General features: G+C 66.9%; 27 protein-coding genes and 1 tRNA gene. 11 read left to right on the top strand and 17 right to left on the bottom strand.

Features of this window, described 5'->3' with window-relative positions:
• Nucleotides 1–49: 49 nt before the first annotated feature.
• Nucleotides 50–277, bottom strand: coding sequence for a hypothetical protein (locus ACFWU2_RS01010; RefSeq protein ID WP_378598956.1), 228 nt, complete (start codon nucleotides 275–277; stop codon nucleotides 50–52).
• 73 nt (nucleotides 278–350) lie between these two features.
• The gene (locus tag ACFWU2_RS01005) at nucleotides 351–773 is read right to left on the bottom strand and encodes a hypothetical protein (protein WP_378598953.1); all 423 of its coding nucleotides are present in this window, start codon (nucleotides 771–773) and stop codon (nucleotides 351–353) included.
• Nucleotides 774–878: 105 nt separating this feature from the next.
• Here ACFWU2_RS01005 and ACFWU2_RS01000 point away from each other — a divergent pair, with 105 nt between their 5' ends.
• Entirely contained in the window at nucleotides 879–1,406 is a 528-nt protein-coding gene (locus ACFWU2_RS01000) for a peptidylprolyl isomerase (RefSeq protein ID WP_169620881.1), read from the top strand.
• 10 nt (nucleotides 1,407–1,416) lie between these two features.
• Nucleotides 1,417–2,343 (top strand): rhomboid family intramembrane serine protease, encoded by a 927-nt coding sequence (locus tag ACFWU2_RS00995; protein WP_378598950.1) that lies wholly within the window; start codon nucleotides 1,417–1,419, stop codon nucleotides 2,341–2,343.
• Here the strand turns inward: ACFWU2_RS00995 and ACFWU2_RS00990 are convergent.
• Nucleotides 2,328–2,783 carry a PH domain-containing protein gene (locus ACFWU2_RS00990; RefSeq protein ID WP_378598947.1) on the bottom strand — a complete coding sequence of 152 codons (456 nt, stop codon included), beginning with the start codon at nucleotides 2,781–2,783 and terminating at the stop codon, nucleotides 2,328–2,330. The genes ACFWU2_RS00995 and ACFWU2_RS00990 overlap by 16 nt on opposite strands.
• Nucleotides 2,784–2,869: 86 nt before the next feature.
• On the bottom strand, nucleotides 2,870–3,136 hold the full coding sequence (gene crgA / locus ACFWU2_RS00985; protein ID WP_378598944.1) for a cell division protein CrgA: 267 nt from the start codon (nucleotides 3,134–3,136) through the stop codon (nucleotides 2,870–2,872).
• Between the two features lie 123 nt (nucleotides 3,137–3,259).
• Between crgA and ACFWU2_RS00980 the strand changes: the two genes are divergently transcribed.
• The gene (locus ACFWU2_RS00980; RefSeq protein ID WP_378598941.1) at nucleotides 3,260–3,985 is read left to right on the top strand and encodes a DUF881 domain-containing protein; all 726 of its coding nucleotides are present in this window, start codon (nucleotides 3,260–3,262) and stop codon (nucleotides 3,983–3,985) included.
• 20 nt (nucleotides 3,986–4,005) lie between these two features.
• Nucleotides 4,006–4,668, top strand: coding sequence for an aminodeoxychorismate/anthranilate synthase component II (locus tag ACFWU2_RS00975; RefSeq protein ID WP_169620876.1), 663 nt, complete (start codon nucleotides 4,006–4,008; stop codon nucleotides 4,666–4,668).
• A 66-nt stretch (nucleotides 4,669–4,734) separates the two neighbouring features.
• On the opposite strand, the gene pknB is transcribed toward ACFWU2_RS00975, so the two are convergent.
• The 7 genes from pknB to ACFWU2_RS00940 all read right to left on the bottom strand — a co-directional run bounded on the left by pknB (nucleotide 4,735) and on the right by ACFWU2_RS00940 (nucleotide 14,630).
• Nucleotides 4,735–6,645, bottom strand: a complete 1,911-nt coding sequence (pknB, locus tag ACFWU2_RS00970; RefSeq protein ID WP_378598938.1) for a Stk1 family PASTA domain-containing Ser/Thr kinase — start codon at nucleotides 6,643–6,645, stop codon at nucleotides 4,735–4,737.
• Nucleotides 6,642–8,201 carry a serine/threonine-protein kinase gene (locus ACFWU2_RS00965; RefSeq protein WP_378598935.1) on the bottom strand — a complete coding sequence of 520 codons (1,560 nt, stop codon included), beginning with the start codon at nucleotides 8,199–8,201 and terminating at the stop codon, nucleotides 6,642–6,644. Before ACFWU2_RS00965 ends, pknB begins: the two co-directional genes overlap by 4 nt.
• Nucleotide 8,202: 1 nt before the next feature.
• The gene (locus tag ACFWU2_RS00960) at nucleotides 8,203–9,684 is read right to left on the bottom strand and encodes a peptidoglycan D,D-transpeptidase FtsI family protein (protein WP_378598932.1); all 1,482 of its coding nucleotides are present in this window, start codon (nucleotides 9,682–9,684) and stop codon (nucleotides 8,203–8,205) included.
• Nucleotides 9,681–11,126: an FtsW/RodA/SpoVE family cell cycle protein gene (locus ACFWU2_RS00955; RefSeq protein ID WP_378598929.1), complete on the bottom strand. Its 1,446-nt coding sequence runs from the start codon at nucleotides 11,124–11,126 to the stop codon at nucleotides 9,681–9,683. The genes ACFWU2_RS00960 and ACFWU2_RS00955 overlap by 4 nt, the downstream gene beginning before the upstream one ends.
• Nucleotides 11,126–12,628 carry a PP2C family protein-serine/threonine phosphatase gene (locus ACFWU2_RS00950; RefSeq protein ID WP_378598926.1) on the bottom strand — a complete coding sequence of 501 codons (1,503 nt, stop codon included), beginning with the start codon at nucleotides 12,626–12,628 and terminating at the stop codon, nucleotides 11,126–11,128. Before ACFWU2_RS00950 ends, ACFWU2_RS00955 begins: the two co-directional genes overlap by 1 nt.
• Nucleotides 12,625–13,086, bottom strand: coding sequence for an FHA domain-containing protein (locus tag ACFWU2_RS00945; RefSeq protein WP_378598923.1), 462 nt, complete (start codon nucleotides 13,084–13,086; stop codon nucleotides 12,625–12,627). The genes ACFWU2_RS00950 and ACFWU2_RS00945 overlap by 4 nt, the downstream gene beginning before the upstream one ends.
• A gap of 155 nt (nucleotides 13,087–13,241) precedes the next feature.
• Entirely contained in the window at nucleotides 13,242–14,630 is a 1,389-nt protein-coding gene (locus ACFWU2_RS00940) for an FhaA domain-containing protein (protein ID WP_378598919.1), read from the bottom strand.
• A 203-nt stretch (nucleotides 14,631–14,833) separates the two neighbouring features.
• Between ACFWU2_RS00940 and ACFWU2_RS00935 the strand changes: the two genes are divergently transcribed.
• Nucleotides 14,834–14,919, top strand: a tRNA-Leu gene (locus tag ACFWU2_RS00935).
• 376 nt (nucleotides 14,920–15,295) lie between these two features.
• Here the strand turns inward: ACFWU2_RS00935 and ACFWU2_RS00930 are convergent.
• The gene (locus tag ACFWU2_RS00930; protein ID WP_378598916.1) at nucleotides 15,296–15,589 is read right to left on the bottom strand and encodes a hypothetical protein; all 294 of its coding nucleotides are present in this window, start codon (nucleotides 15,587–15,589) and stop codon (nucleotides 15,296–15,298) included.
• 407 nt (nucleotides 15,590–15,996) lie between these two features.
• Here ACFWU2_RS00930 and ACFWU2_RS00925 point away from each other — a divergent pair, with 407 nt between their 5' ends.
• Nucleotides 15,997–16,440, top strand: a complete 444-nt coding sequence (locus tag ACFWU2_RS00925) for an alpha/beta fold hydrolase (protein ID WP_378598913.1) — start codon at nucleotides 15,997–15,999, stop codon at nucleotides 16,438–16,440.
• Nucleotides 16,382–17,122, top strand: coding sequence for an adenylate/guanylate cyclase domain-containing protein (locus ACFWU2_RS00920; RefSeq protein ID WP_378598910.1), 741 nt, complete (start codon nucleotides 16,382–16,384; stop codon nucleotides 17,120–17,122). Before ACFWU2_RS00925 ends, ACFWU2_RS00920 begins: the two co-directional genes overlap by 59 nt.
• Nucleotides 17,123–17,201: 79 nt before the next feature.
• Here ACFWU2_RS00920 and ACFWU2_RS00915 read toward each other — a convergent pair whose 3' ends face one another.
• The gene (locus ACFWU2_RS00915) at nucleotides 17,202–17,831 is read right to left on the bottom strand and encodes a DUF2510 domain-containing protein (RefSeq protein WP_378598905.1); all 630 of its coding nucleotides are present in this window, start codon (nucleotides 17,829–17,831) and stop codon (nucleotides 17,202–17,204) included.
• Nucleotides 17,832–17,995: 164 nt separating this feature from the next.
• Here ACFWU2_RS00915 and ACFWU2_RS00910 point away from each other — a divergent pair, with 164 nt between their 5' ends.
• Nucleotides 17,996–19,177, top strand: coding sequence for an acyltransferase family protein (locus ACFWU2_RS00910; protein ID WP_378598902.1), 1,182 nt, complete (start codon nucleotides 17,996–17,998; stop codon nucleotides 19,175–19,177).
• Nucleotides 19,178–19,202: 25 nt separating this feature from the next.
• Here ACFWU2_RS00910 and ACFWU2_RS00905 read toward each other — a convergent pair whose 3' ends face one another.
• From ACFWU2_RS00905 to ACFWU2_RS00895, 3 genes are all read right to left on the bottom strand, one after another.
• Nucleotides 19,203–19,847 (bottom strand): LysE family translocator, encoded by a 645-nt coding sequence (locus tag ACFWU2_RS00905; RefSeq protein WP_378598899.1) that lies wholly within the window; start codon nucleotides 19,845–19,847, stop codon nucleotides 19,203–19,205.
• 103 nt (nucleotides 19,848–19,950) lie between these two features.
• Complete coding sequence (locus tag ACFWU2_RS00900; RefSeq protein WP_378598896.1) at nucleotides 19,951–20,376, bottom strand: hypothetical protein; 426 nt, start codon at nucleotides 20,374–20,376, stop codon at nucleotides 19,951–19,953.
• Between the two features lie 162 nt (nucleotides 20,377–20,538).
• The gene (locus ACFWU2_RS00895) at nucleotides 20,539–20,811 is read right to left on the bottom strand and encodes a GlsB/YeaQ/YmgE family stress response membrane protein (protein ID WP_378598893.1); all 273 of its coding nucleotides are present in this window, start codon (nucleotides 20,809–20,811) and stop codon (nucleotides 20,539–20,541) included.
• 209 nt (nucleotides 20,812–21,020) lie between these two features.
• Between ACFWU2_RS00895 and ACFWU2_RS00890 the strand changes: the two genes are divergently transcribed.
• Nucleotides 21,021–22,598, top strand: a complete 1,578-nt coding sequence (locus ACFWU2_RS00890) for an MFS transporter (RefSeq protein ID WP_378598890.1) — start codon at nucleotides 21,021–21,023, stop codon at nucleotides 22,596–22,598.
• A 77-nt stretch (nucleotides 22,599–22,675) separates the two neighbouring features.
• Nucleotides 22,676–23,350: a phosphatase PAP2 family protein gene (locus ACFWU2_RS00885; protein WP_378598887.1), complete on the top strand. Its 675-nt coding sequence runs from the start codon at nucleotides 22,676–22,678 to the stop codon at nucleotides 23,348–23,350.
• 28 nt (nucleotides 23,351–23,378) lie between these two features.
• Here ACFWU2_RS00885 and ACFWU2_RS00880 read toward each other — a convergent pair whose 3' ends face one another.
• The gene (locus ACFWU2_RS00880) at nucleotides 23,379–24,239 is read right to left on the bottom strand and encodes an LLM class F420-dependent oxidoreductase (RefSeq protein ID WP_378600178.1); all 861 of its coding nucleotides are present in this window, start codon (nucleotides 24,237–24,239) and stop codon (nucleotides 23,379–23,381) included.
• Between the two features lie 118 nt (nucleotides 24,240–24,357).
• On the opposite strand from ACFWU2_RS00880, the gene ACFWU2_RS00875 reads away from it, so the two are divergent.
• Complete coding sequence (locus tag ACFWU2_RS00875) at nucleotides 24,358–25,086, top strand: Clp protease N-terminal domain-containing protein (protein ID WP_378598883.1); 729 nt, start codon at nucleotides 24,358–24,360, stop codon at nucleotides 25,084–25,086.
• The last annotated feature ends 44 nt before the right edge of the window (nucleotides 25,087–25,130 follow it).

The raw sequence follows: 25,130 nt of genomic DNA, 5'->3' as shown, positions 1-25,130 counted from the left end.
GCGCGATACGGGCCTACTCTCGAGTAGTCATCGCCGACGCGTCCGCCCGTCAACCCTCGTCGATCTTCGGATCGAACTGGAGGCGACCATGGCCCTTCTTGCGTCCGTACCCGTCCTTCTCGCACTCGTCGTGCTTCTGTACTTCGTCTCGTGTCGCATCGTCGATCACCAGATACGCAGCGCCGAACGAGAATACGGTGGCGTGCCGGCCGACTCGCCGTCCGTGCCGGATCCCGTTGTCCCGGGCATGCCCGGGGTCCCGGGCATGCCCGCCCACCGCTGATCCGGATCCGGCCGCCGCACGAGAGCGGGATGTAGGATGCTCGGCTGAGATGCGCCCGCCGACAGGGTCAGTCGGTGGCGGGAGCGGTGTGGCCTGCCGCCGGACGCACGCGCGGGGGTTCCGGCGCGATGGGCGGGTGTGCCGGCCGACGACTCCGGTACAACGCGAGTGCGCCGAGCACGACCGCGGCGAGAGCACCCGTCGTGACGAGCGCCTTGCGTCCGGGGCGGGGTGCTGTGCGGCGACGAGGTGCGGCAGCGAGCGCAGCCTTCTCCCGCCGGGCATCCTGCACCCGCTCGACGACATTCTTCGTCAGTTCCAGTCCCTGGCGGGAGAGCACAAGGCCTGCCGCCGCAGAACCTTGCGCCAGGGTGACCGCGCCCTCGCCGGCGACGTGCAGTGCGTCGCTCAGGCTTCCCGTCTGTGCCAGGGGATATACGAGGTCGGGGAGGGAACCGCTGCGGGTGCTGGAGTCGCTCACCTTCGTCATACGTCCCACTCTTCCATACCGCACCACCGGTTCCCCGTCCGTCGTGCGGTGCAGACAGGGGAAGGACCGCGTAAGCGCCGAAGCCAGGAATGGCACCATAGAGGAATGACGTCACCGAATCAGACAGCAACCGCCACCCTCCACACCAACCGCGGAGACATCGTGATCGCGCTCTTCGGCAACCACGCTCCGAAGACCGTGGAAAACTTCGTCGGACTCGCCACCGGAACCAAGGAATACAAGTCCGCGAACGCGAAGGGCGAGTCCAGCGGACCGTTCTACGACGGCTCGGTGTTCCACCGCGTGATCGACGGCTTCATGATCCAGGGCGGCGACCCCACCGGCACCGGTCGCGGCGGCCCGGGCTACCAGTTCGGCGACGAGTTCCACCCCGAACTGCAGTTCGACCGCGGCTACCTGCTCGCCATGGCCAACGCCGGCCCGGGCACCAACGGCTCGCAGTTCTTCATCACCGTCGGCCCGACGCCGCACCTCAACCGTCGCCACACGATCTTCGGTGAGGTCGTGGACGCCGACTCGAAGAAGGTCGTCGACGAGATCGCCACGACCAGCACCGATCGCGCCGACCGTCCGGTCGACGAGGTCGTCATCAACAGCATCACCATCTCCTGAGAGAAGTGCCATGACGAACCCCGGCTGGGGTCCTGCGGCCGAGGGTGGTGGCCGGCAGCCCCAGCCGAGGTGCGTCCGCCACCCCGATCGCCCCACTCTGCTCACCTGCACTCGATGCGGGCGTCCGTACTGCCCCGAGTGCCTGCGTCCGGCCGCGGTCGGCCAGCACTGCGTGGATTGTGTCGCCGAGGCCGCCCGTTCCGCCCCGGAGGCCCGGACCATCTCAGGTGCGCCCGCACGTTCGGCGAAGACGACCCCGATCGTGACGTACGCGCTCATCGCGCTGAACGTCCTGGTCTTCCTCGTCACCGCCGCGCAGTCCGGCAGCGTGATGAACAACGAGCGGTCGTCACCGCTGTTTCTCGACTGGGCTCTGTGGCCGCCGGCAATCGCCGCCAACGGTGACTACATCCGGATTCTCGGCAGCGGATTCCTGCACTTCGGCCTGATGCATCTCGCGATCAACATGTTCGCGCTCTGGATCATCGGCCGCGACACCGAACTGGTTCTCGGCCGCGCCCGCTACCTGTCGGTCTACGTGATCTCGATCCTCGGCGGTTCCGCCGCGGTGATGCTCCTGCAGACGGGGGCTGTCACGGCCGGCGCGTCCGGTGCGGTCTTCGGATTGCTCGGCGCCCAAGCGGTGATCCTCATGAGGCTCCGCCGCAGTCCCGTTCCGGTGCTGGCGGTCGTCGCGCTGAATGTGGTCATCAGCATCACGATCCCGGGAATCTCCCTGTGGGGGCATCTCGGCGGTCTGGTGGCAGGTGCGGCCGCCACCGCGGCACTGCTGTACGGGCCGCAATCGCTTCGTGCCGGCAACGATCGCGCTCGGGCGGCTCGCACGGGATGGGTCGCACTCGGTGCGGTCGCCATCCTCGTCGTGGCGGTGGTCGTGGTCGCGGTTCTTCGCCTACGGGCTCAGCTGGGCTTGTGATCGGGCGCCAGCCCCCGCGCGCCGAGTGCTTCGTGCACCTCGCGGGGGTCGGCTCCCAGATCCCAGCGACCGAAGATCATCAGGCTCTCGGAGCCGTCGCGAGGATCGATCGTGTCGATTTCGAGCATGGGCACCCGCCGGCCCATGCGGGGGTACTCCACGAGTCGCACGCGGTGCAGCGCCGAGGCCGGGTACTCGCGTCGTCCGGTCAGCCGGGTCACGGCGAGTCCCGAGGATTCGGGTAGAACCTCGAGGCGGGGACGCTGGCGCCAGGCCGAGGCAGCGAATGCGAGCACCAGTGCGGCCGCGACCCCCACGAGGACGCGGCCGGCCGCGTCGACCGCCGTCACCGCAGCAACTGCGAGCGCGACGCCTCCGACTGCGAGGGCCACGACGGCGCCGGGCGGAGTCGACCACCGTGGTGTGTTCTCGGCGCTCACGTCAGCCCTCACATCGCTTTGTACACAGGGTTATCCCCAGGTGGGGATGAATAACAAAGATGTAATCCACAGAACGAGGCGCGATTTCAGCGCCATCTCATTGTCATGACGAGACCGGCCACCATGAACCCGAATCCGATGAGGAAGTTGTAGGCACCCAGCGAATTCATCCACGAAATCTGTTCTGCGGCCAGGTAATACACGACCAACCACAGCAAACCGATGATCATCAGGCCGAGCATCACCGACACGTAGAGGGTGCTCGACGGCGCAGCTTTCACCTTCACCGGTGTGCGGCTCACCGTCCGGGGGGTCGCGCTGTCGTCCTTCTTACGTACCTTCGACTTGGGCATCGTGTCCTCGTTCTTGCGACTCCGCCCGTGCCGGACGAGCGGAGTAAGTTGGGCAGCTACCTGTGCTGTATACGCTAACGCTGTCCTGTTCACGCTAACGTAAGGCCGGAACGGAGGGGTGAGGTGTCCGAGTGGCGGCTGCGTCGAGTGGCCTGGGGTTCCGCGACCCTGGCCGTGTGCCTCGTGGGCGGTCTGTTGATCGGCACCACCCGCGGCGTCTCAGACGGCAACGAACTTCGAGTCGGTGACTCGCAGCGTCTGTCCGATCTGGTCCGGGCCGCACAATCCGGAACCGACGACCTCGCGACCACCCGTGACGACCTCGCCCAGCAGGTCGCGCAGGTGCAGGCCCGCGTCGCCGCGACCGACGGCGACGTCGCGTCCGTGCTCGACGAACTCTCCGCCGTCGCGGATCCGGCGGGACAGACCGCTCTGCGCGGACCGGGGATCACCGTGACCCTCACCGATGCGTCGCGCGACGCCGACGGTAAGTATCCGTCCGGTGCGTCGCCGGACGACCTCGTGGTGCACCAGCAGGACGTCCAGAGCGTGCTCAACGCGATGTGGGCAGGCGGCGCCGAGGCCATCTCGATGCAGGACCAGCGGATCGTCGCGACGTCGGCGCCGCGCTGTATCGGCAACACTCTGCTGCTCCACGGCCGCACGTATTCCCCGCCCTACGTCATCACTGCCCTCGGCGACCGGTCGCGTCTCGAGGCTGCCCTCGCGGCCGAACCGGGTATCCGGCTCTTCAAGCAATACGCGACCCGCTACGGGCTGGGCTACACGCAGACTGAGGGTGACGACAAGTCCGTCCCGGCCTATACCGGGGGCGCGCCCGCCCGCTGACCTGTGGGTACTCTCGTGGCATGCGCATCCTGGTCGTCGACAACTACGACAGCTTCGTCTTCAATCTGGTCCAGTATCTCGGGCAGCTCGGCACGACGGCCGACGTGTGGCGCAACGACGACGACCGGCTCACCGCGCCCGGCGCCCTGGCCCGTGTCGCCCAGGACTTCGACGGTGTGCTGCTGAGCCCGGGCCCGGGCACCCCCGAGCGCGCCGGCGTCAGCATCGACCTCGTCAAGGCGTGCGCCGACACGAGCACACCGCTGCTCGGCGTGTGCCTGGGACACCAGTCGATCGGTGTCGCCTTCGGTGCGACGGTCGACCGGGCCCCTGAACTGCTGCACGGCAAGACCAGCGTCGTGCGGCACAACGACACCGGTGTTCTCGCGGGCCTGCCCAGTCCCTTCACCGCCACGCGCTACCACTCGCTGACCGTCCTCCCCGAAACCATGCCCGCCGAGCTCGAGGCGACCGGTCACACCGAGAGCGGCGTCATCATGGCGTTGCGTCACAGCGAGCTGCCGATTCACGGCGTGCAGTTCCACCCCGAGTCCGTGCTCACCCAGGGTGGTCACCGAATGCTCGCGAACTGGCTCGGGATGTGCGGCGAGGCGCCGGAGGAGACTCTCGTCGCGCAGCTCGAGGCCGAAATGGCTCGCGCGCTCGACGGTGGCGCTGCCTGACCCGCACGCAACACGACGAAGGTCCCGGACGTGATGTCCGGGACCTTCGTCGTCAGGCGGGAGCGATCAGCGGATACCGAGAACTCCGACACCGATCGTGATCGTCTGGGTCTTGGAAATCTCCGAGCCCGGAGGTTGCGCCTGGGTGATCACGGTGCCCACCAGGTCCGGGGACAGCGTGGCTTCGCGAGTCTGCACGAGATCCGACGCGGAGCCGGTCCACCCGGCGCTCCGCAGCGCCGACAGTGCCTCCGACACCGAGCGGTTGGTGACCACCGGCATCTCGACGCGGTCACCGTTGGACACCTTGATCGTCACCGTCGACCCTTGGGCCGCCGACGCGCCGCCCGCGGGCGTCGTCGACACCACCGTGCCGTCCGGCTCGCCCGAGTCGACCTGCTCGACGACGACCTCGAAGCCGGCACCTTCGATGTTGCCGGTGGCCACAGCGGTGGCCTGACCGACCACGTTGGGCACTCGAACCAGTTCCGGTCCGCTTCCCAGCGTGATGGTGACCTCGCCGTCACGCTCGATGCTCGCGCCCGCGGCCGGGCTCTGTCCGACCACGAGATCCACGTCGTCGGCGTCCGACGCCGCTCTCTGCACGTCCGAGCTGAGACGCAGACCCACGGCGGCGAGCTCCTGCGCGGCTCGCTGCTGCGACATTCCGGTGAGGCGGGGAATCTGCACCTGCTCCGGCCCACTCGACACCTCGAGCGTCACCGTCGATCCCTCTTCGACCTGCGTACCCGAGACGGGCCGGGTGTTGATGACGTTGCCACGCGCCACCACCGGGTCGTTCTTCTGCTGAATCGACACCCGGAAACCGGCCTCCTGCAGCTGGTTCTCCGCCACATCCGAGGTCAAGTTGCGGACATCGGGGACCGCCACCTGCGCGGCGGTCGAACCGGGACCGAGCGACCACAGGAACACACCCACGATGCCCACGACCACCAGCGCGACGAGGCCGAGGAGCACGCGCTTGGCGACGGACCCGCCGCCGCCGGAATCGTTGCCTCCCGCAGTGCCCGCCGGGCCGGCCGGCGACACTCGCGCGTGCCGTCCGGGGTTCGTGTCCGCAGAATCGAGCAGGGTGGTGCGGTCCTCGTCGGTCATCACCATCGGGGCGCTGGGTCGCTGACCGTTGAGCACCCGGATCAGGTCGCTGCGCATCTCGGCTGCGGACTGGTAGCGGTTGGCGGGATTCTTCGCCATCGCCTTCAAGATCACCGAGTCGAGCTCGTGCGGAATCGACGGATTCACCGACGACGGCAGCGGCGGATCCTCCCGGACGTGCTGGTACGCGACCGCCACGGGAGAGTCGCCCTTGAACGGCGGTTCGCCGGTGAGGATTTCGAACAGCACGCAGCCGACGGAATACACGTCCGAACGCGCATCGACCTGCTCGCCGCGCGCCTGCTCGGGCGACAGGTACTGGGCCGTACCGATCACGGCGGCGGTCTGCGTCATGGGGCTTGCGGCGTCCGACAACGCACGGGCGATGCCGAAGTCCATGACCTTCACGGCACCGGCTTTGTTGATCATGACGTTCGCGGGCTTGACGTCGCGGTGCACGATCATGTTGCGGTGGCTGAAGTCCAGCGCTGCGCAGACGTCGGCGATGACCTCCATCGCGCGCTTGGCCGGCATCGGGCCGTCGCGGCGAACGATGTCGCGCAGAGTGTCGCCCTCGACGTACTCCATGACGATGTACGGCAGCGGCCCGGCATCCGTCTCGGCCTCGCCGGTGTCGTACACCGCGACGATCGCGGGGTGATTGAGGGCCGCGGCGTTCTGTGCTTCGCGACGGAAACGCAGATAGAACGTGGGATCGCGCGCGAGATCCGCGCGCAGAACTTTGATCGCGACGTCCCGGCCGAGCCGTGTGTCCCGCGCGAGGTGTACCTCGGACATGCCGCCGAAGCCGAGGATCTCACCCAGCTCGTACCGAGAGGAGAGCTTGCGCGGTGTGGTCATGACGTTCCTTGGGTGTCCGGCGGTGCGTTGTTCGTACCGTTGCTGGCTTCGGGATCGGGGTCCCCGCCGTCTGCGTCTCCGTCCGCCTCACCTTCGGTCTCGCCGCCGGCCGGCGCCGTCACCGTGGTCGTGGTGGTCGTGGTTGTCGCGTTCGTGGTTGTGGGGACGGTCGTGGTGGGAGCATCCGTCGTCGGCGGCACCGTGGTGGTCGGCGGGACGGTCGTGGTGGGTGTGTCGAACGTCGGTGTCTCCACCGGTGCCGGGGCGGGCACGGTTTCCTCGGTGGTTGTGGTGGTCCGAGGCGGCCGCGTCGTCGTGGTGGTGGTGGTGGGACGGGTCGTCGTGACCTGGGTCGTCGGCGACGGTCCGGGTGTCCGCGTCCCCTCGTCGTCCCCGCCGAACAAGACGATCCCCAGCGTCACGAGGGCAAGCAGGATCGCCGCACCCGCGGCCCACGCCAGGGTAGTCGGGCTCGGCCCGCGTTTGCCGCCGTCTCCGTCACCGGCGGGCCCACTCGACGTCGGAGGTCCCGACACCGGCGGTTGTCCCGCTGTCGGGGGCAGCGCACCGGTCTGCGGCTGGGTGTAGGCGGTCGGCGAGTAGTACTGGTTCGGATCGAGCGCGCGCGTGGCGGCAGTCGGCGCCGCGGTGCCCGGAACCCCGGGCGGCAGGACGCGATTCGCGCTGGTCACCGGCGGCACGTTGCCGGGCGGAGGCGCAGCCCGGCCCGAACGCACCGCGGCCACTGCGTTCGCGAACTCGCCGCCGTTGGAATAGCGCTGGAGCGGGTCCTTCGAGATCGCGATCCCGATGAGTTCGCGCACCTCGGCCGGGAGATCGCTCGGCAGCGGAGCCGGCGTCTCCTGGACGTGCTTCATCGCGACCGTCACCACGCTGTCGCCGAGGAACGGGCGGCGGCCCGACAGCACCTCGTAGCCGACGATGCCCAGCGAGTACACGTCACTCGCGGAGGTCGCCTCCTGCCCGAGAGCCTGCTCGGGCGCGATGTACTGGGCGGTTCCCATCACCATGCCGGTGCGGGTGACCGGAGACGCGTCGACGGCCTTCGCGATGCCGAAGTCCGTGATCTTCACCTGCCCGGTGGGCGTGATGAGGATGTTTCCGGGCTTGACGTCGCGGTGTACGACTCCGGCATTGTGCGCGGCCTGCAGCGCACGCCCGGTCTGCTCGAGCATGTCCAGGGCGTGGGGAAGCGACAACCGGCCCACCCGCGAGAGCACCGCGTTGAGCGGTTCGCCGTGGACCAGTTCCATCACCAGGTAGGCGATGGACTGGCCTTCGGTGTCGGTGGTCTCGCCGTAGTCGAACACCCCGGCGATGCCCGGGTGGTTCAGCTGTGCGGTGGTGCGCGCCTCGAACCGGAAGCGAGCGAGGAAATCCTCGTCGCCCGAGAGTTCGGCCTTGAGCACCTTGACCGCGACCCTCCGGTCGAGCCGGGTGTCGAGTCCGTCCCACACCTGTCCCATGCCGCCGGTCGCGATGAGGCGCTGGAGTCGGTATCTGTCGGCGATCATGGCGCCGTTGCTCAAAGCCATGTCAGCCTCCCTGTAACCCGGCCGAGATCACGGCTCGTCCGATGGGCGCGGCCACTGAGCCGCCGGTCGCGGCGAGTGCACGGTCGCCACCGTCCTCCACGATCACCGCGATGGCGATGGTGGGTTGCTGGGCCGGCGCAAACGCGATGTACCACGTGTGCGGCGGGGTGTTGCGGGGATCGCTGCCGTGCTCCGCGGTACCGGTCTTCGACGCGATCTCCACACCGGGGATGCCCTGGCCTCCGGCGAAGTCCTCGGCACCCACCATCAGGTCGGTGAGGGTCGCCGCGACCTCCGGCGCAATGGCCTGGCCCAGCGACTCCGGTGTGGTCTCCTCGAGCACCGCGAGATCAGGACCTTGCAGACGCTCGACGAGATACGGCTCCATCCGGACACCACCGTTGGCGATGGTCGCGGCGATCGACGCGTTCTCGAGCGGGGTGAGCGCCACGTCGCGCTGTCCGATACTCGTCTGGCCCAGAGCGGCCCCGTCCGGGATGGGCCCGATGGTGCTCGGCGCGACCGGCAGTGGCACTTCCATGTTTTCGTCGATTCCCAGCGCTTCGGCCTGGTCGACGAGGGCTTCCCGCCCGGTGGCGATGCCCATTTCGACGAAGGCGGTATTGCACGACCGCGCGAACGCCTCACGCAGCGTCACCGTCGGTGCGCCACCGCACGCGGCACCACCGTAGTTCTCGAGGGTGGTCGCCGTGTCGGGCAGGGTGATGTTCGGGGCAGCGGTGAGTTGCGTGTCGGGGGTGACGCCGGACTCGAGGGCCGCAGCCGTGACGACGACCTTGAAGGTCGACCCCGGCGGGTAGGTCTGCGAGATCGCGCGGTTGAGCATCGGCTTGTCGGGGTCGGCGTTGAGTTCGTCCCACGCCGCCGACGTCGCTGCCCCGTCGTGTCCGGAGAGCCGGTTGGGGTTGTAACTGGGCGTGCTCACCATGGTCAGGATCCGGCCCGTGTTGGGTTCGATCGCGACGACCGAACCGGTGTAGCCCCTGCTCGTCAGTTCGTCGTAGGCGACCTGCTGCATGACAGGGTCGATCGTCGTGACGACGTTGCCGCCACGGGGATTGCGTCCGGAGACCAGATCGAACAGTCGCTGACCGAACAGCAGGTTGTCGGACCCGTTGAGCAGCGCATCCTCGGAGCGCTCGAGTCCGGTGCTCCCGTACTGCATCGAGTAGAAGCCGGTGACAGGCGCGTAGGCGAGCGGGCTCATCGGCTGATTCGGCGGTGCCGGGTACTCGCGCAGGTACTTGTAGCGGCTGTCGGTCGGGATCGAGACAGCCAGAGCCTGCCCCGCCGCGGAGATCTGACCGCGCTGACGGGAGTACTCGTCGATCAGCACGCGGGAGTTGCGCGGATCGGTGCGCAGGTCATCGGCCTTGATGACCTGCACATACGTGGCGTTGGCGAGAAGAGCGACGACCATGAACATCACCGCCATCGCAACCTTACGAAGCGGGTTGTTCATTCGCGCCCCAACATTTCCGTCGGCGCGTCCGCGATCGGCGTGGCCTTCTTGCGCGGAACCACGGGTTCGCGGGCAGCATGGGAGATCTTCATGAGCAGTGCCAGGAGTAGATAGTTGGCGAGCAGAGACGAACCGCCGTACGACACGAACGGTGTGGTCAGGCCCGTCAGGGGGATCAACTTCGTCACGCCTCCGACCACCACGAAGAGCTGGACCGCCAGGGTGAACGACAGGCCGGCGGCGAGGAGCTTGCCGAAGCTGTCACGGATTGCCAGGGCGGTGCGAAGGCCTCGGATGACCAGAATCAGGAACAGCAGCAGGATGGCGGCGAGCCCGATGAGCCCGAGTTCCTCGCCGATGGTGGCGACGATGAAGTCGGTTTTCGCGAACGGCACCTGGATCGGCCGTCCGCTTCCGAGACCGGTACCCGCGACACCGCCGGTCGCGAGACCGAACAGCGACTGGGAGATCTGGTAACCGGTGTTGTTGTAGTCGGAGAACGGGTCGAGCCACGTCTCGACGCGCACCCGGACGTGGCCGAACATCTGGTACGCGAAATAGAACCCGACCGCGAGCAGCGAGAAGCCGATCACCAGCCAGCCGACGCGTTCGGTCGCGATGTACAGCATCACGAGAACGGTGGTGAACAGCAGCAGCGACGTGCCGAGGTCCTTCTCGAACACCATCACACCGATGGAGAGAACCCAGGCCGCGAGGATCGGGCCGAGATCACGCGCCCGGGGAAAGTCCATGCCGAGGAAATGCTTGCCGGCGGTGGTGAACAGATCGCGTTTCGCGACGAGCACCGACGCGAAGAAGATGATCAGCAGGATTTTGGCGAACTCACCCGGCTGAATGCTGAATCCGGGCAGCTTGATCCAGATCTTCGCGCCGTTGACCTCGGAGAACCGGGACGGCAGCAGCGCCGGAATCGCGAGCGCGACCAGTCCGATCAGGCCGAGGGTATAGCTGTACCGCGCGAGCAGACGGTAGTCGTGCAGGAACACGAGGACCGCGATGAACAGCACGATTCCGAGCGCGGTCCACAGCACCTGCTGCGTGGCATCGGGTGACGGCGCTTCCACACCCATGTAGCGGGCGTTCTCCTGGTCGGCGAGATCGAGCCGGTGGATGAGCACCAGTCCCAGTCCGTTGAGCAACGCCACGATCGGCAGCAAAAAAGGATCGGCGTACTTGGCGAACCGGCGCACGGCGAGGTGCGCGACGAGGAACAGCGCCGCGTACGTCACGCCGTACTTCAGGAGATCCGGGGTGATCGTCTGCTCGAGGCTCGCCTCGACGAGTATCAGCGACACCGTGGTGATACCGATCGCACCCAGGATCAGGAGAAGTTCGGTATTACGACCTGTCGACTGAACCGGTGCCGGAGCGAAGCCACCCGGGGGACTTGGGAAGGCCCCCGCGCCATGGGTCACCGACATCAGGCGCCCACCCTGCAGTTCTGGCCGGGTATCTGGGGCGGCGCAGGAGGTGCCGCCGGTACCTCGGGCGCTGTCGTCTCAGGCGCGGGGAGCGGCTGACCGTCCACCCCGGGTGCCGGTGCAACCGGTGGTGTCGGCACAGAAGCTTCGCCCGGAGGAACGCCGGGTGCGGCAGTGCCGTCCGTTCCGGGTGCCGGAGTCGCCGGCGGTGCCGGAGTGGGCTCGCTCGGCGGTGCTTCCTCGACGGAGCACACGGGCAGCAGATCCATCTCGGCGAGACGTTCCATCTGAGCGCTCGTGTCCTCGAGCGAGCCCGACGGCAAGCCCGCGCGGACCTGTTCACGAGCGGCAGGCCAGAGATCGTCGACGAGCATGACGCGGCACTGCGCATCGCCGGGCGCGGTGAGGGTCAGCGCGCCGTCGTCGGTGAGACACCCGACGCGGGCGGCTTCCTGGAGCGAGTATCCGAAGACATTTCCGGGCAGGCCGCGCAGGACGGTCACCGCTCCGCTGTTGTCGCCCACGTAGTAGTTGTTGCGGACGAGTTGCCGGCCGACGACCAGGCCGACGGCGAGGAGCGCGACCATCGCGAGGATGACGACGGGCCACCACAATCGGCTGCGCTTCTTCGGGGGCGTCTCGGGCGCCTGGACGATCACACGCTTCGGAGCGGCGCGCGGCGGGCGCATCGCGGCGGCGCGTCCGGCAGCAGTGTTCGGAGGGGGAGTGTCGTCGTCGTTGTCGCCCGACGCAGCGCCGGCGACAATCGGCTTGCTCTGTCCGTAGTCGAGATCGATCACGTCGGCGACGACCACGGTGACGTTGTCGGGGCCACCGCTGCGCAACGCCAGTTCGATGAGCCGGTCGGCGCACTCGTCGTGGGTGCCCTCGCGCATCGTGTTGGCGATCGTCTCGTCGCTCACGACATCCGACAGGCCGTCCGAGCAGATCAGGTAGCGGTCGCCGGCCCGCGCTTCGCGGACGGTCAGCGTCGGCTCGACCTCGGCGCCGGTCAGGGCGCGCATGATGAGCGAACGCTGGGGATGGGTGTGGGCCTGCTCCGCAGTGATACGACCCTCGTCCACCAGTGACTGCACGAACGTGTCGTCGCGGGTGATCTGGGTGAGCTGGTCGTCGCGCAGCAGATAGGCGCGGGAGTCGCCGATGTGCGCGAGCCCGAGCTTGCTTCCGGCGAACAGGATGGCCGTGAGCGTGGTGCCCATCCCGTCGAGTTCGGGTTCTTCGTCCACCTGATCGGCGATAGAGGCATTGCCTTCGCGGACCGCGGAGTCGAGCTTTCCGAGGAGGTCACCACCGGGCTCGTCGTCGTCGAGATGCGCGAGCGCGGCGATCATCAGCTGGGAGGCGACCTCACCGGCCGCGTGCCCGCCCATACCGTCGGCAAGCGCGAGCAGACGTGCGCCGGCGTAGACGGAGTCCTCGTTGTTCGATCGGACGAGGCCGCGGTCACTGCGGGCGGCATAACGCAATACAAGGGTCACGGGCGGAGCTCGATCACGGTTTTACCCACTCGGACAGGCGTACCGAGAGGGACGCGGACAGCGGTGGTGACTTTCGCACGATCCAGATACGTGCCGTTGGTCGACCCGAGGTCTTCGACGTACCAGTCGGATCCCCGCGGCGACAACCGGGCGTGCCGGGTCGAGGCGTAGTCGTCGGTCAGCACCAGCGTCGAGTCGTCGGCGCGGCCGATGAGGACGGGCTGGGTGCCCAGGGTGATCCGGGTGCCGGCTAGCGCACCGTGGGTCACCACGAGATATTTGGCGGTTTTGTTGCGGCCCAGCGACGGGATCATCGACTGCTTCGGTGAATACCGAGGCAACGGTCGAGCAGTTCCCGCGTAGATGTCCGACCGCAGACTGCGCAGCACGGACCACACGAACAACCACAGCAGGAGGAGGAAACCCGCCCGGGTCAGTTGCAGAATCAACCCCTGCACGGCTCATCCTCCTTCGGCTCGGTCGACCGGCACATGCCGTCCGGTGCACTGCGGTTACTCACAATACGGACACGGCCGACTCGATACAGCGTCCGACGCGCAGTACACGCGTCGGACGGTGTCGACGGACCCCGTAGGCCCCGGATATCCGCAGCTCAGAGAATGCGCACAAGGATCTCGGAGTGGCCCGCCCGGACGATATCGCCGTCGGCGAGCTGCCAGTCCTGGATGGACGCGCCGTTGACGGTGGTGCCGTTCGTGGATCCGAGATCGGAAAGCATCGCGACCTGCCCGTCCCAGCGGATGTCGATGTGACGACGCGAGACACCCGTGTCGGGGAGACGGAACTGTGCGTCCTGCCCGCGACCGATGATGTTGCTGCCCTCACGGAGCTGGTAGTAGCGGCCGCTGCCGTCTTCGAGCTGCAGGGTGGCCGTCAGCACGCGACCGGCCGCGGGGGACTGGTAGCCACCTCCCGCGTAGCCCTGGTCGTACGCCGGCTCTGCTGCCGCGTAGCCCTGGCCCTGGTCGTACGCCGGGTCGGCATAGCCCTGCTGGCCGTACGGCTGAGCCTGGTAACCCTGATCGGCGTAACCCTGGTCGTATCCGCCGCCCTGTGGCTGCGGAGCCTGGTAACGATCGTCGTAGCCCGGCTGCCCGTACTGCTGAGCGCCGTCGCGGCCGTAGTCCTGGCTGTATGCCTGGGGCTGTGCGCCGTAGGCCTGCTGGTCGTAGCCGCCCTGCTGGTCGTAGCCGCCCTGCTGGTCGTATCCGGCAGGCTGGTCGTAACCGGCGGGCTGGTCGTAACCGGCAGGCTGGGAGTAGCCCTGCGGATCGTAGTTCTGATCGCTGTAGGCCTGCTGGTCGTAGCCGCCTTGGGCCGGGTCGCCGTAGCCACCCTGGGGCTGGTTGTCGTAACCGCCCTGCTGGGGGTCGCTGTAGGCCTGGCTGCCTGCGTAGCCCGCGCCGTTGTTGTAGCCCTGTGCGTAACGCTGATCCTGGCCGACGTGCGCGTGACCGTTGCGTGCGTACTGCGGTTCCGCCTCGGCGGGGTCACGGCTCGGTTCGTAGCCGGGGTTCTGCGTCATGGGGCCAACTCCTGGTTCGGGTGTCACTGTTGGGCGGATCTGCGGGTTCCGCGGAGCCGGGGCGCGCGCCGCTGAGCGCCCCACATCTGGATCAACCGAGCCGCGAGTCCGGAACTGCCCTGTGTGCAGTGCCGACGACGACTCGAAGACGACCTGGATGTCACCGTACGTCTGCCATCCCTGTTCACGGATGAAGTCATCAAGGTGACGCGCGAAGGCCTTGACAGTCAAGTCCCGGTCGGCAGCGAGGGCCTCATGATCGGATTCGCTGATGGTGATCACGTATTTGTTCGGGGCCAGCGTATGGCCTCGATCGAGCTGCTGGACGCCGTCGGTCGCCTCTTGCTGCAGGGCAGCTTCGACTTCCTGAGGAACTACGCCGCCGCCGAACACGCGGGCGAAAGCGTCGCCGATAGCGGACTGAAGCTTGCGTTCGAATCGTTGGGCGATGCCCATTTGCGACCCCCTTTCAGGTCTCCGCGTGTCGTGATGCAGATCGTGCAACTGCATGGTATCCACTTTTTCTACGTTTGGACCGGGTGGCACCCCGCGCGTGTTCCGATCGGTACTGCGCAGGGGTCCCGTGAGGCTCCGTTTTCGCCCTGACCAGGCGAATCGTTGTTTGATTAGGAGCTGTGTTACTGTTTTCTGCGTTGCTCGGGCGAGTGGCGGAATGGCAGACGCGCTGGCTTCAGGTGCCAGTGTCCTTCGGGACGTGGGGGTTCAAGTCCCCCTTCGCCCACCAGAAGCAGTTCCACGAACTGCGACGAACGAGGTCACGAACTCGCAAGAGATCGTGACCTCGTTTTTGTCTCGATATACCTACGCGATAGGTGCTCGAGGAGGAGAGGAACGAGTCCCCTACTGGATCACCCGGTGCCTCGCAGAAGGCTTCCGCAAGCGCCGTGATGACTGCGACACCGGCGCGGGAGCCGTCTCGCCCGATCCTGAGCCAGGTTGCGGCGCCGACCTGCGCGGCACCAGGCTGGGGGACGCGGATCTGTCCTCCGCGTTGTACCTCAGCCAACCCCAGATCAAGGCCGCCCGGGGCAGCAAGAGCACGCGACCCCCCTCGTTCGTCTCCGTCCCACCTGCACTTGCCGAAAAGTGCACTCGGGGGGTCAGATGTACACGTAGACGGGGCGAATCGGGTTGGCCAGCAGGCGAAGTTCGTGCGCGACACCGTTCGTGTCGTACTGCACGCAGTCGTGGATCGACACGTAGTGCCCGTCGCCGCGACACTCGATCTTATGCCTGGCGCCATACGGGCTCAAGATGATCGGCTTGTGGGTGTTCGCGCCGACCAACGCACCCGGGTCGAACGGGGCGACAAAGTAGTCGGTGCGGTCGCGGATCGCACGGAAGCCGTACGGGTCGTCGGGTGTGTCCGCGGACGCTCCCGAAGTTGCAGTCAACACGGCGCCGACGGCGATCGCGGCCGTTACTAGGGTTCGAGTAAGCATTCGAGTGAGCACGAGCGTCCTCCTCTGGTGCGGTTGCCGCACCCTCCTGCTGGAGCATCGGAAAGCACAAGCCGACCGTTACGTTCCGTTCGGTGAACGGTCGCCATGGTGGTCGGCGCCGACACGGATCTGAGCGTCGCGGAGCAGGCCGCTCACGCTGTCGACAGCAAGTGACCCAGCCATCGGGCGCACGAGTTCAATCGTGGCGGGGGCGGGTCGCCACCTATCGTGGTGTGCATGGATCCGCCCGTGACGCGGTACATCCAGCGCGACGGTGACGCACTGGCGTACCAGGTGGTGGAGGGAGGGCACCACCCGGTCGCATGGTTCTGCGAGGACGTGCTGCACCCGGACCTGATGTGGACCGATCCCCATTGCATTACAACTTCGAACGCTGCAGCAGCTTCGCCCGCTCGCTGTTCTTCCAGCGGCGCGGCTTCGGGTTGTCCGACCCCGTCGACCACGTCCCGACACTCGACGAGCAGGCCGACGACATCCTCGCGGTGCTCGACGACGCCGGTGTCGCGCAGGCCACAATGGTCGGAGCGGTCAGCACCTGTGGGGCAGCCGCACTCGCGGCCGCCCGGTGCCCCGACCGGATCACCGGACTCGTCCTTGCACAACCGTGGTCCGAGGCACTGGTGTCCGAGGATGACGGCCCGCCCGCCGCCCGGACGGTCGCCGAACGAGATCGGTTCGTCGAGTCGTATCGCCGCGCGTACGCGCGGTGGGGCCAGGGGTCTTGTGCCCAACGGGGTGGTCCGCGACCTGCCACCGGTACCGGCCGGCGCAACCCTCGGTGAGGCGTTGATTCCCGTGCTCGACTATGTCGAGGAACTTGCGACGGGAGTGGTCCGGCCGGTGGAAGCGGACTGCTTTCTCGGCGCTGTGCTTTTCACCGATGTCGTCCGCTCGACCGACGTGCTGGCAGAGGTCGGCGACCTCCATTTCGCGACTCTCCTCGCCGCACACGACAGGTCGGTCCGCTTCGAGGTGGAAGCAGGCGGGGGAAGGTTGGTGGGCCTCGCGGGTGACGGGAATTTGAGCGTTTTCGACGGTCCCGCGGCCGCTCTCGAATGCGCGCACCGGATCATCCGGACCGCGACGAGCCTCGGGCTGTCGGTCCGTTCCGGGGTGCACGTCGGAACGGTGACCCGCGTCGGTCCCGAGCTGACCGGGATGACCGTGCATGTCGGCGCGCGTATCGCTGCTTCCGCCGGACCCGGAAAGGTGAGGTGCTCCCAGACCGTGCGCGATCTTGCGGTCGGCGCCGGACTCGACTTCACCGATCTCGGTGATCATCGACTCAAGGGCGTCCCCGGTGAGGTGGGGATGTTCGCGGTGACGAACGGGGAGCGTTTCGTCCAGCCGGCGGCGGCGCCTCGCCCCACTCTGGCCGACCGGGCAGTGCTGACCATGGCACGCCGCGCGCCCGCCATCCTGCGTGACCTCGCTCGTCTCTCGAGTCGCCGCAACCGATCGTGAAGGCCCGGGTTGCGCAGAGTCGACGCGTCACCTGCGCGGACCCGGGACGCTGTGGGCACAGTGCCTGCGAGCGATCGGCTCAGAAGGCGTCGTTGATGGTGATCCGGTCGTACGTCGCCGGGAAGTCATCGGCCCCAACGCAGTTCAATGATGTCGTCTGCCCCACCTGAATCTGCTCCGTCGTGCAGTTGACCAGGGCCACCACTTCGTTTCCGTTCATGAGCTTGATCTCTACGATCGCGCCGTCCGTGTCGTCCCGCGCATTCGTGACTCGTAGGCCCTCCACCTGAACGTCACCGAGTGCGTCCTGGGTAACGGACCACCCGGGCGCATATTGAAATCCGGAGACCTCGAACGGTTGCCCCTCTGCAATCGTCAGCGGGTTGTCGGGGCCGCCCGGAGCAGTGTCGTCCACCTCCGCTGACTCGATCGCCTCGTTGACCTCGTTCCCCGCGACCGCCAGGACGGCGATGCATCCGCCGATTGCCAACACGAACACTGCGAGCAACGCCAGCAGGACATTGCGGAGCGTGTGCGACTTCTTCGGCGGCAGAGGGGGTGGTGGCTGGGGCGCGGACGGGGACGGACCGCTGTTCTGTACGCGATCGGTCCACCGGGTTCCGTCCCACCAGCGCATCACTCCCGACGGGTCGGGGTAATAGCCGGGGCCGGGTGATCCGGTGTTGCCTGGATTCGGAGTATCGGACATCAGCGATTCCTTCCGGCCGATGTGGTTCCGGCTTCTTCAACGTAGTGACCCGGCGCGCGTATTCGCAGGGCTACTCCGCGGAAACAAAAACAAACCGGAAGATTGATATATTGTGATTAGTCAAACCTACGGTATGTGAAGGCGGCTGCGATGGGTTCGAACTCGTGAGTATCGACGGTTCTCCACCGCTACCGGCTGCGGTGGCGCAGCCTCAGGCGAGTGCCGAAGCAGCGACGGCGGCTCCACGCGCCGGTCGGTACGTCCTCCTCGAGCCGTTGCGGGCGATCGCGGCACTGATGGTGCTCGGTTATCACGTCTATCTCAGAAGCACACCCGATCCTGAGAACACCTGGGACATCGCGCGATTGCTGAATTTGGGAGTTCCGGTCTTCTTCGTGCTCTCCGGATTCCTGTTGTACCGGCCCTTCGCGTCGGCGCGGCTCGACGGACGGCAGATGCCGAACATCGGACGCTATGCGAAACGCCGCTTCTTCCGGGTCGTCCCCGGTTACTGGGTTGCCCTGACCGCCTGCGCGCTGCTGATACCAGCGTGGGTGGACGTGCTCAACCGCGATGCCTGGATCTATTACGGGCTCGCGCAGACGTGGATCCCGGGCCACACGTTCGCGGGGCTTTCGCCCGCGTGGAGTCTGTCCGTCGAGGCCGCGTTCTACGTACTGCTGCCGTTCTACGCGTTCGCGCTCCACCGCACCCTCCGAGGATGTTCCCGGTCGACGCAATTGAAGGTCGAGGTGTTGATACTGTGCGCCGCAGGGATTTTCAGCCTCGTCGCCCGCCGTTACCTGTTCGGGGGAGGTGAAGGCCCGACAGGATTTCTGGCCTGGTCTTTGCTGGGTCATCTCGATTGGTTCGCGGCCGGCATGGCACTCGCGCTGGCGAGCATCGTCTGGGCCGACGATCCGGAGCGGCCCCGGCTGGTGCGGTTCGCCGAACGCCGCGCGGGCGCATGCTGGGCGGCCGCAACAGCTCTGTTTCTGCTGCTCGGGTTCGTAGTCGGAAACCCCGGCGACATCCTGCACGTCGCGGGCACCGTCATCGCGCTGCTCCTCGTCGCGCCCGCAGTGTTCGGCGACCCGGCGTCCGGCCGTGCCCGGCGACTACTGGCCCTGCCCGTCATGGCGGGGCTGGGGATCATCTCCTACGGGATCTTTCTCTGGAACGAGCCGATAGCATTCTGGCTTCATTCGGTGGGAGCAGATGACTGGGGAGTGGTCGGCGGGACTCCCGTACTGCTGGTCCTCACCGTCACGTCGACAATCGGCGCGGCGGCGCTCAGTTACGTCCTGGTGGAGCGTCCGATGGTGGCGTTCGCTCGCAGGAAATAACCTCGGACACGAATGGGCGCACGTCTCAGGCGGGCGCAGGTCCTTTGCCGAGCGCAGTCCTCACTGCGAAACCCGTCAACAGTGTCCCGGCAGCCCATCGCTGAGCGAGCATCACGCGCGGCCGGGCGAACAGGAAGCCCGCGATCTTCGCCGCTCCGAGCACGATCATCCCGTTGACAGCGACTGCGATCACGATCTGCACCGCGCCGAGTTGGAGAAGTTGCAGCCACACCGGGCCCGACTCGGGAGACACGAACTGGGGGAGCAGCGCGGCGTACATCAACGCGATCTTCGGGTTGAGCAGGTTGGTCAGAAGGCCCATCCCGAAGAGCCGGCGATCGCTTACCGGATCCAGTTCGCGGGGGGAGAACAGGCCGCGTCCACCGGGGCGGATCATTCCCCAGGCCAGATATACGAGATATGCAGCGCCGGCCAGCTTCAGCACGGTGAACGCCGCAGGGACCGCACCGAAGACCACAGACAGACCGGCTACCGCCATCAACAGATAGCAGAGGAATCCCACCGCGGTACCCGCCAACGACACCAGGCCGGCTCGTCGGCCCTGCCCGATCGCGCGGGACGTCAGGTAGACCATGTTCGGCCCGGGGGTAAGCACCATGCCCAGCTCGACGAGGGCGACTGCTCCCGCAGCGGTAGCTTCGACGACCATCGAATTTCCTCTTTCGCGAAACCCGGATCAACGCAGGGTGATCGGAATCATCTCGGTACGCTCACGCGACACTGGGCCGAACCTACCGGTCTTGCGCTCGGTGCTACTCCACGATCGGGAAGATCGAATCCCCGTCTTCGGGGCTACCGTCGATCTGGCCCCGGTCCACGCGGGAATCCTCGACGATGACCCCGTCGACTACTTCCGCATGTTTGACGGTGCCGTCGTCCTCGTCCACCTCTTCGTCGATGATCTCGTCCACGAGGTCTTCGGTGAGTTCGTCGTCCGGCATCACCGCGACCGGCACTTCCGGCGGAGTTTCGGGCTCGATGTCCGGTTCTTCTTCGGCAAGCCGCTGGTCGAGCGATTCGCCTTCCTGCTCTTCGCGCTGGGTCGTGCCGAACTTGTCGGCTTCGCTCCATCCTTCGGGCGGATCGACAACTTCGTCGCCGTCGTCATTGCGTACTTCGTCCGCGTCGAGACCCTCGCTCGGGCTGAGGGTGTCGCCGGGGCCATCTTCGATACTCATACCGCATGAAATACCCGAGCCGGCGGGCCCCGAAACGAAGCGGGCTGTGGCGGACACAACGAAAATGCCGGGCCCGTGTGGGCCCGGCATTTCCTTGGCGGTGAGCTGTGGAGCGTTCGAGGGCCGGCGTCGTCGGCGGGCCCCCAAGCGCTACCTCAGTCTTTAGCGGCGAACGCCACGGCCGGTGACGGCCTTGACCAGGAACAGCAGGATCACTGCGCCGAGGAGGCAGGTCAGGAAGCTGAAGATCAGCCCACCGCCTTCGACATCGACACCGAACAGCTTCAGGAGGAAGCCGCCGATCAGGCCGCCGATCACACCGACGACAACGTTGAGGAGAATGCCCTGCTGGCCGTCAGTGCCCATGAACTTACTGCCGATCCAACCGGCCAAACCACCGATGATGATCCAGCCGAGGATTCCGAGTCCGAGCATCGCGCGGGTCCTTCCTTGAGACTTTGGTCGAGAGATTGACTAGCCCATACTGCTTCTTTGCCGAGGTGGTTATACCCGTTTCGTCACGATCAAACCGTGGATGCGCAAAATCGTTCGTTCCTGCCGCGCTCCGGGCGCCGTTTCGCGTGGTGAGACCACTTCCCCGAACGACGCACGAATGCTGAGTCGCAGGACGCACACTGATTCTCGTGCTCCCATCCACGACGGATCAGCCCACCCGAGCGCCGCTGGTGCTGGGAACGCTCATCCTCGTCGCGGCGGTCGCGAATCTCAATCTCGCCGTTGCGAATGTGGCCCTGCCCGACATCGGGAAAGCATTCGATACCAGCCAAACCGACCTGAATCTGATCGCGGTCGGATACTCGCTGGGTTTGGCGGGGTCGGTGCTCTATCTCGGTGCGGTCGGCGACCGCTACGGCCGCAAAACGATGCTGGTGCTCGGTATGACGTTGTCGGTGCCGATCTCGCTGCTCGCCGGTCTGGCTCCGACCACCGAGGTGCTGTTTCTTGCGCGGGTGCTCGGTGGCATATCCGCGGGGCTGGCATTCCCGACGACGCTGGCATTGATCACCGCGTTGTGGTCGGGTGCGGCGCGGACCCGGGCGATCGCATTGTGGTCCGCCATCGGCGGTGGTCTCACGTCGCTCGGTCCGCTCGTGGCAGGAGCACTGCTCGAGTGGTTCTACTGGGGATCGGTGTTCCTGGTGACGATTCCGCTGGCGGTGGCGGCCCTCGTCCTGACGGTCGTGTTCGTCCCGAGGCACGTCAACGAGTCCACCGCTCCGGTCGACCACCTCGGCGGGGTCGTGTCTGTCGTGATGGTGGGGTCGCTCGTTCTCGGCATCACCTTCGCGCCGGTGGGTGGTATGCAGACCACCGCCATCTCCGCGGGGGCGATCGCAGTGGCAGCCGGGGCCGTGTTCGTCATCCGCCAGCTCCGGGCGCCGAACCCGCTGTTCGACCTGCGGGTCGCGCGTCGCCGAATCTTCTGGGTCGCGGCGGTGGCGGGCATCATCGTGTTCGGGTCGTTGATGGGATCGATGTACGTCAGCCAGCAGTATCTGCAGAACGTTCTCGGATACTCGACGCTGGCGGCGGGATCGGCTGCCTTGCCTTCCGCAGCGGTGATGGTGCTCGTGGCGCCGCAATCCGCGAAACTCGTGGAGGCGTACGGTTCGCGGTTCACGTTGTTGTCGGGATACGTGCCGATCGCGCTCGCGTTGGTCCTGGCGCTGGTGCTGTGGGACGAGAACGCCCGCTACTGGTCGATCGCCCTCGTATTCATGTTGATCGGTGCCGGCATCGGCCTCGCAGGGACACCCGCCTCCCACTCGCTCACGAGTTCGGTTCCGGTCTCACGGGCCGGAATGGCGTCGGGTACCTCGGATCTGCAGCGGGATCTGGGTGGCGCCATCATGCAGTCGACGCTCGGTGGACTGCTGACTGCCGGCTACACGGCTTCGTGGGCGGCGATGATCGCAAGCACACCGGACGCTCGGTCCGTCAGCGAGCAAACGCAGGCCGCCCTCGAAAAGTCGTTCGCGGGCGCGCTTCACATCGCGGAGAGCAACCCGCAATATGCGCAGCAGATCATGTCCGCGGCCCGCACCGCCTTTCTCGACGGTGACGATCGTGCATACGCCGCAGCGATCGTGATCGTCGTTCTCGGCGCTCTACTGGTGTTCTTCGTGTACCCGAAGCGCGACGGGGAAAAAGAACTTCTCGCGCACTACGCGCAGGAGGACTCCTTGGAGACGGTCGAGTAGAGATCGGCCGGGCAACGCCCGCATCGCGGTCGGCTGCCGGTCTACGACTCGGTGCGGCGCCGCGATAGCGTCGTGCCATGAGTTTGGTCGAGGCTTCACCCGTCGTTCGTACGCGCTTGTCCCGGTCGACGCTCCGGCGTGCGATGCTCGCCGCCGCCGCCCTGGCTTTCCTCGCCCTGGCGGCTGTCCCTCTGCACGAGGAGTTCTACACCGCGATCGCCCGCAACACCGAGGCGTCGTCGCTCGGGGTGCTGGCGGGTGTGATCGCGGAGAAGGGGCCGCTGGTACTGGTTGCGACGTTTGCGGTGCTGGCGGTGCGGTCCTGGCTGCGCGACCACCGCGCGCTCCGGATCATGGTGGCCGGTGGCGCGGGAGCCGTGGTGGCGTACCTGACGAGTGAGCTCGTCAAACTGGTCATCACCGAGCCCCGGCCGTGCCGGGCATTCGACGTGACCACCGTCCTGGAGTGCCCCGAAGTAGGGGACTGGTCCTGGCCGTCGAACCACTCGGTGATCGCCGCGTCGCTGGCGACCGCCTGCGTTCTGGCCGTCCCGCGCATCATCTGGTTCGTTGCGCCCGTGGCGCTGCTGCTGGGGTTCTCCCGGGTCGCCGGCGGCGTGCACTTCGTGCACGACGTGCTCTCGGGTTTTGCGCTGGCCGTGCTCGTCGTCACGGGCATCACCCTTGCGCTGCTTCCCCTCGTCGACCGTCTCTACCTCCGGCTCCCGGCCCGATTCGATCGCACGGACTGACGCTCCGCGAGAAGCCGCGGGACGGCGTTCAGCTGATGAGTGCCGATGCCAGTTCGCGGTATTCGGCGGCCGGGAACGCGTTGGGATCGGCTGTCAGCACCTGGATGGCCACCTCGTCCGCGCCCGCGCTGTAATGCTTTTCGATTCCGGCGACGACGCGGTCGAGGTCGCCCCACGGAATCAGCGCCTCCATCAGCCGGTCGCTGCCTCCACCGGCCACGTCGTCCTCGGTGTACCCCAGACGCAGCAGGTTGTTCGAGTAGTTCGGCAGTGACAGGTAGCCGCGCATGTATTCGCGGGCGATGCCACGGGCGGTGGTCTCGTCGCTCTCGAGCACGACGGCGACCTCAGGCGCGAGCAACGGCCCGGTTCCGAGGATCTCGCGTGCCTGCGCGGTGTGTTCCGCAGGAACGAAGTACGGATGAGCGCCGGCCGCTCGTGTCGCCGACAGAGCGAGCATGCGCGGACCGAGGGCCGCGAGCACGCGGCGATCGGCGGGAACCGGCGGTTGCGCAGCGTCCAGCGCGTCGAGGTACTCGACCATGTGGCTGTACGGCTTGGTGTAGGTGTGCGCTGCCTTCGCGTCGACGACGGGTGCGTGGCTGGTACCCACGCCGAGCAGGAATCGGCCCGGGTGTTCCTCCTCGAACCGTGCGACGGTCGCGGCAACGTCGGCCGGTTCCGCATGCCAGATGCTGACGATGCCGCTCGCGACGCCGAGGCGCGTCGTCGCATCCAGAACTTCGCCGTACACAGGGGGAACGCCCTCGCCGAATCCACCCGACGTCCACAGTCGCGTGTAGCCCAGATCGTCGAGTTCACGGGCCGCGTCGAGCGCAGCCTCCCGGGTCTTTCCACTGAGCCAGAACCCGCCGCCCCACACACTCACTCGTCGTGTCATGAACTCGACGATAACCGGAGGGCGGCACCTGAGCCCGGCACCTGAGCCCGAAACAAGGCGTCAACTAATGGTTGACGAACCAGACTCGTCAACCTAGCGTTGACGCATGGAACCCTTACGACCGACCCATCCCATTCGGCTCGACGACCTCATCGAGGGGATCAAGACAGTCCATCCCGACGTCCTCGACCAACTCTCCGACGCCGTGATCGCCGCAGATCACCTGGGCGACATCGCCGATCACCTCATCGGCCACTTCGTCGACCAGGCGCGGCGCTCGGGTGCGTCGTGGTCCGAGATCGGCGCCAGCATGGGCGTTTCCAAACAGGCGGCCCAGAAGCGATTCGTTCCGAAGCGCGAGAACGACCTGGATCCCGAGCAAGGATTCTCCCGGTTCACGCCACGTGCCAAGAACGTGGTCATGGCGTCGATGAACGCAGCCCGGGCCGCGGGCAACCCCGAGATAGCTCCGGCGCACCTCGCCCTCGGTCTCCTCACCGAGACCGACTCGTTCGCCGCGCAGGCGCTCATTGCCCAGGGGACCGATCTCGAGGCGCTGCGCACCTCGATCGCAGCCACGCTGCCTGCCCCGTCGAGTGAGGCGCTGCCCGAACTGATCCCGTACGACGCACAGGTCCGGAAGATACTCGAGCTGACGTTCCGGGAGGCTCTGCGCCTCGGGCACAACTACGTGGGAACCGAGCACATCCTTCTCGCCGTGCTCGAAGTGGAGAACGGTTCCGGCGTGCTGTCGGCGGCCGGCATAGGAAAAACACGCACGGAAGCAGAGCTATCGACGATGCTGAGCGAGACCCACGGGACCACACAGGATTGAGACGGCTCCGACTCGGTTTGCCGCAGGTGCGTTCGGGTACTCGG

The sequence above is a fragment of the Rhodococcus sp. NPDC058639 genome (assembly GCF_042717545.1).
Lineage (GTDB): Bacteria > Actinomycetota > Actinomycetes > Mycobacteriales > Mycobacteriaceae > Rhodococcus.
Note: the sequence above shows the minus strand (reverse complement) of the source record. Positions and strands in the feature narration are given on the sequence as shown.

What these genes read in the sequence shown, in the direction of transcription:
- ACFWU2_RS00875 (WP_378598883.1), top strand. Translation starts at nt 24,358, where the DNA reads ATGGAACCCTTACGACCGACCCATCCCATTCGGCTCGACGACCTCATC.
- ACFWU2_RS00940 (WP_378598919.1), bottom strand. Translation starts at nt 14,630, where the DNA reads ATGGGCATCGCCCAACGATTCGAACGCAAGCTTCAGTCCGCTATCGGC.
- ACFWU2_RS00965 (WP_378598935.1), bottom strand. Translation starts at nt 8,201, where the DNA reads ATGGCTTTGAGCAACGGCGCCATGATCGCCGACAGATACCGACTCCAG.
- crgA (WP_378598944.1), bottom strand. Translation starts at nt 3,136, where the DNA reads ATGCCCAAGTCGAAGGTACGTAAGAAGGACGACAGCGCGACCCCCCGG.
- ACFWU2_RS01005 (WP_378598953.1), bottom strand. Translation starts at nt 773, where the DNA reads ATGACGAAGGTGAGCGACTCCAGCACCCGCAGCGGTTCCCTCCCCGAC.
- ACFWU2_RS00915 (WP_378598905.1), bottom strand. Translation starts at nt 17,831, where the DNA reads ATGTCCGATACTCCGAATCCAGGCAACACCGGATCACCCGGCCCCGGC.
- ACFWU2_RS00995 (WP_378598950.1), top strand. Translation starts at nt 1,417, where the DNA reads ATGACGAACCCCGGCTGGGGTCCTGCGGCCGAGGGTGGTGGCCGGCAG.
- ACFWU2_RS00895 (WP_378598893.1), bottom strand. Translation starts at nt 20,811, where the DNA reads ATGCTCGGACTCGGAATCCTCGGCTGGATCATCATCGGTGGTTTGGCC.
- ACFWU2_RS00975 (WP_169620876.1), top strand. Translation starts at nt 4,006, where the DNA reads ATGCGCATCCTGGTCGTCGACAACTACGACAGCTTCGTCTTCAATCTG.
- ACFWU2_RS00955 (WP_378598929.1), bottom strand. Translation starts at nt 11,126, where the DNA reads ATGTCGGTGACCCATGGCGCGGGGGCCTTCCCAAGTCCCCCGGGTGGC.
- ACFWU2_RS00885 (WP_378598887.1), top strand. Translation starts at nt 22,676, where the DNA reads ATGAGTTTGGTCGAGGCTTCACCCGTCGTTCGTACGCGCTTGTCCCGG.
- ACFWU2_RS00905 (WP_378598899.1), bottom strand. Translation starts at nt 19,847, where the DNA reads ATGGTCGTCGAAGCTACCGCTGCGGGAGCAGTCGCCCTCGTCGAGCTG.
- ACFWU2_RS01000 (WP_169620881.1), top strand. Translation starts at nt 879, where the DNA reads ATGACGTCACCGAATCAGACAGCAACCGCCACCCTCCACACCAACCGC.
- ACFWU2_RS00900 (WP_378598896.1), bottom strand. Translation starts at nt 20,376, where the DNA reads ATGAGTATCGAAGATGGCCCCGGCGACACCCTCAGCCCGAGCGAGGGT.
- pknB (WP_378598938.1), bottom strand. Translation starts at nt 6,645, where the DNA reads ATGACCACACCGCGCAAGCTCTCCTCTCGGTACGAGCTGGGTGAGATC.
- ACFWU2_RS00960 (WP_378598932.1), bottom strand. Translation starts at nt 9,684, where the DNA reads ATGAACAACCCGCTTCGTAAGGTTGCGATGGCGGTGATGTTCATGGTC.